Annotated in this window: 3 protein-coding genes and 1 pseudogene; 2 read left to right on the forward strand and 2 right to left on the reverse strand. The window is 32.5% G+C overall.

Annotated features, from left to right (window positions below):
- Positions 1-598: 598 nt before the first annotated feature.
- Complete coding sequence (locus P9B04_RS15620) at positions 599-1,084, reverse strand: DNA-binding protein (RefSeq protein ID WP_342055913.1); 486 nt, start codon at positions 1,082-1,084, stop codon at positions 599-601.
- A 403-nt stretch (positions 1,085-1,487) separates the two neighbouring features.
- On the opposite strand from P9B04_RS15620, the gene P9B04_RS15625 reads away from it, so the two are divergent.
- Positions 1,488-1,877 carry a replication/maintenance protein RepL gene (locus P9B04_RS15625; RefSeq protein ID WP_342055914.1) on the forward strand — a complete coding sequence of 130 codons (390 nt, stop codon included), beginning with the start codon at positions 1,488-1,490 and terminating at the stop codon, positions 1,875-1,877.
- 315 nt (positions 1,878-2,192) lie between these two features.
- Here the strand turns inward: P9B04_RS15625 and P9B04_RS15630 are convergent, their stop codons facing one another.
- A complete protein-coding gene (locus P9B04_RS15630) occupies positions 2,193-3,122 on the reverse strand; it encodes a hypothetical protein (RefSeq protein WP_342055915.1) in 930 nt (309 codons plus the stop codon).
- 803 nt (positions 3,123-3,925) lie between these two features.
- Between P9B04_RS15630 and P9B04_RS15635 the strand changes: the two are divergent.
- Positions 3,926-4,125: pseudogene (locus P9B04_RS15635) on the forward strand (GIY-YIG nuclease family protein); the annotation flags it as partial.

Raw genomic sequence — 4,125 nt, forward strand, 5'->3', positions numbered from 1 at the left:
TGGAGAAAATAACCCATCCCCTAAATTTAAATCTGAGTAACTGATCTACCAAGATTCAATTTTAAAAGCTGTTTGAGATGAATATTTGTGAATGGAGCGGAGCGGAATCAGCAAATATTTATTGAAAACAGCACACAGGGGGTTTGGGGGCAGTATGCCCCCATCTAAATAAATATGAGCGATCAGCGATTTCGATCCAGAACAAAGAACCGAACGATTAGCGAGACGATCTCTCTTCTCATTTATTCTTATTAGAAAAAATGTTTTTAAATCTCCTAAATATTTCTTAATAAAAACCTTATAATTTCCTTAATTTTTACTAACTAAAAATTTGGATCAAAATTGGCCATTTACTCACTGTCAGATCCAAAAATGTCTTTTTTTTCTTCAATTCTCTTCCTCTGTAGAACATTTGTTTTGAATCAAAACTGGCCATCTACTAAGTGTTTAGCCCAATTGTTCCTCATTCTACTCTATAATAGAAATCAAAATCCCTTCATTTCTCATCGTATACTCTAGTTGGGTTTAATCACTTTTCGAAGGAAAGCGCACTTTGCAAACTACGTTTGCAAAGTGCTTACTATTATATAAGTTAATCCTAGTCATTAAAACTATTTGACTTTTCTTTTTTAGGATTAAGCTCACGCCATTGATAGAAACCCCATCCCTCTTTTTTCCCAAGATATTGAGCGCATAACTTCCAGATCGCTAGTGGCGGATTCAATTCTTTTAATCTATAAATTAACCATCCTGGTTTGTACTCTTTTGCCTGTTGCTGTTTGATCAATCTCAGAAATTCATCTAACGATTCTTCCCCCTGACTAACTCGATAAACTGGGAATAAAGTGATGCTGGAAATTATGATCACGTAATCATTCACTAGATCGATTTTTCCTACCGCCGTAATCTCCATCTCATTCTCCAAATGAGGTTTTAATTTTTTCCAGTCATCAGGAAAGATTAAACCTCTGATCTGAATCCCTTCATTAAGCTCTAGGTCTAGCTTTCCGAAGGTTAAATCCTTCTTCGATTTCCAAATGTCTAAGTTTTTAACGGTTCCTGTCAGCACAGCAACTTGTCTCAAATCCAATCCCTGTCTAATCTTTAAGCCCTTTTAGTATCGCATTCTTTGTCCGATATCTGGGGACACCCCAGACCCCAATTTGGAGGGTCAGCAACCAGTCCCTCCAAACCTCCCCGAACGACGGCTCCAAGCACTTTTCAGCCAGCGTGTTCAAAGGTTAAAAGTACCACTTTGAAACGCTGGAACCCTTACGGGGAGCGGTTTTCCGCCTTCGTTAGTAAGAGGTAGACATAGCTTTAACCCAAAATCGCCAAAAGAATGATTATATAAACGTTCTAGCGATTTTTGTTACCAATAAAAACCATTGTTAACAGAGCATACTTTTCATTGCCAATAAAAAGTATCGCTAATAGGGTACAATTTTTATCGTTAATGATTTTGTTGTTAATAGTGGGTAATACTAATGACTGATGGAAGTAACCGTAAACAGAAAAACTCTAAGAGGTTATTTGATGCCATAAAAGTGATTGAGGAAGCTGGATTATCCGTTTATAGGCGAAGACGTAAGGAGAAAGATTTTATGAAAATTTATAGTGAGTCCCTGGATAGACTTTTGCCTAAGATCAGTCCCTCGGCTTTTAAAGTCTTTGCAGCTTTGGCGAATGAGGTTGGCTATGAGAACACAATTGTTGAGATAACTAAGGCTGAACTTATGGAGAAAACTGGACTTGGAGAAAATACTGTCAGGGCTTCTCTGAATGAGTTAGAGGAATTAGAAGTTATGAAAAGAATTGGCCCCCCAAATCGCCGTAAATATGTCCTTAACGAAATGTTCGTCAAAAAAGGAAAATGAGAAAATTGACTCATAAGTTTTGCTTATAAGCCAACGAGTTTCCTAATAAATCTGTCAAAACCTTTACTTAGTCATCGATTAACCCCTCTAGGTTATCATTCTTATATTCGTGATCGTAACTATCAAATTCAAAAGCCCACGTTTAGGAGGTCTTAAAGCTGCGTTACCCCTCTTCGTGATGGATATATCATTTTTATCTCTTTCATGTCTCTATGATACCTTTAAAGAGTCAATCAGAGGATATTTCACCTTGAGTAAAATATTTATTTTTGATAGTTCCGAAAAAACAAAGTACGATTTTTATGCCATAGTATTTTAGAAAAGGCTATTCACTTGTTGTAAATATTCTTGAGCAACTTGATAATTAGACTGTTGAAATTCTTGAAGTAATTCTTTTTTTTCATTTTCTGAGAGTAGTTGATTTTCTAGTAAAGAATTAGGAACCCTTTCAATAACTTTTCTTATTTTATTTTCTGAATTTAGCAAAGAGTTTAAGTATAAAACTCTACAATTCTTTTTTGATAATTTTAATTTACCTCTAGCTATAACATTTAAAAAATTAATAACTTTAATGACTTTAAAAGAAGGCGTTATATTTTTTGTTTTCCTTTTTTTATCTTTAAGTTTACCCATTTTAAAATTAATAATTGCTAAAAATTGGTCAATTAACTCTTTTTGAAAGTCTTTATTAAAAACTCTAACAATTATATTCTCTTGACCAAAAATTTGTTTCCAGGGTTCAAGTTTTTTGTAGTAGTCGCCTTCATTTTTATATCTGGCTATATATTTTTTTATATCCCCCCAATAATGACCAATTTTTACATCTTGGCAGTAGTATGATTGAAAATATTCATCTTGCTTTCTTAAAAAGACTATAATCTTTATCACATAATTAGCTAGATATTTTCTAATCATTCTAATTTCTTCAAAAGTTAAACGATTAAAATGTTCAGAAGAAATAATAACTTTTGTTCCCTTAAATTCTTCAATTTCTTTGACTACATCTTTCCATTTTCCAGCATTAATTTCATACATCTCATTAGGTAAATAACTTCTTTTTTCTTTGATCAATTCTGAAGCTAAATTATGATGAGCATCAGGATATTTTTTAGTTCGACTAGATAAAGGATATAAAATATTCTTGTTTAAAAGTATATTTCTATTTTCAGATAAGAAAGTTTGTATAGAAGTTGTTCCAGTTTTAAAAGTACCAATATGAATATAAATTAGTGGTTGGCTTTTCATAATATTTAAAAATTATAACTATAATTTTAATTAATAATTATTCTAACAGTTTTAAAAAAATAAAAAGTTAAGAAAAATTAAGATCGTCTCGCTGATCGCTCATATTATTTGTATGGGGGAGAATCCCCCATACCCCCTTAGCTGTCATGTATCTTCCTTGACTCGACAAACATCCTAGATTTGGTCAGAGGATGCGAAGGGGCGAGATGATGGGGTAGCAAAGATTAAAGCTAAGACCATCCCCTTCACAACCTCTTCCCGATTTTAGTTTGTCGGTCAAGGACACAGCAAGAGAAATGTCTGCGAGAGGAAAGCTCTAAAGCTCGAATCAGAGGTAAGTATTTTTTTATTTTCATATCATATTACTAATTCAATTGTAATATATATTGTATCACAGTGTTTACTTAACTAAATAACATCGTAATAATACTAATAATAATTCCTTTCCCATCTGCCCAATGGGGGTTTTAGGGGGTATCCCCCTAACTTACCTTCTATTATAAGTGTTTAACAATTTGTATGGCACTGTATAATAATATTATATGTAGTGTAATCTATATAGTATTATATATTCCCTAATTTTCTTTTTAATGCACACATAGTAAGCTTAACTAATTTTTGCATCTATGCAATAAGTATGATAAATTATAATACACTGTTATTTAATTATGTATGCACTGTTTATATTTAATGTGTATGACAAGATAAATGTAATTGTAGTTAGTTATTGTATTGTATGTATGCAATAATTTTATATGACAAACTATAATACAATATAAGCTATACTATTAGACACTTATATTATGTCTCAAACACCCCGTACAGCAGCTATTACAATCCGATGCCCTCCAGACCTAGTTAACAGTATTGATGATCAAGTTAAGCAGACTAGGCAGAATAAAACTGATGTTATTCTTGGTATGCTTTTAAGTTCTATTCCTAGTTTATATATTACTGAACGAGTTAAATTACCTAAACTACCTGGCATATATTTTGTCTACAC

Source organism: Crocosphaera sp. Alani8 (assembly GCF_038442745.1).
In the GTDB taxonomy this organism is placed as follows: domain Bacteria; phylum Cyanobacteriota; class Cyanobacteriia; order Cyanobacteriales; family Microcystaceae; genus Crocosphaera.

Excerpts from the sequence above, each read along its gene's own strand:
- P9B04_RS15625 (WP_342055914.1), top strand. The coding sequence starts at position 1,488 with ATGACTGATGGAAGTAACCGTAAACAGAAAAACTCTAAGAGGTTATTT.
- P9B04_RS15630 (WP_342055915.1), bottom strand. The coding sequence starts at position 3,122 with ATGAAAAGCCAACCACTAATTTATATTCATATTGGTACTTTTAAAACT.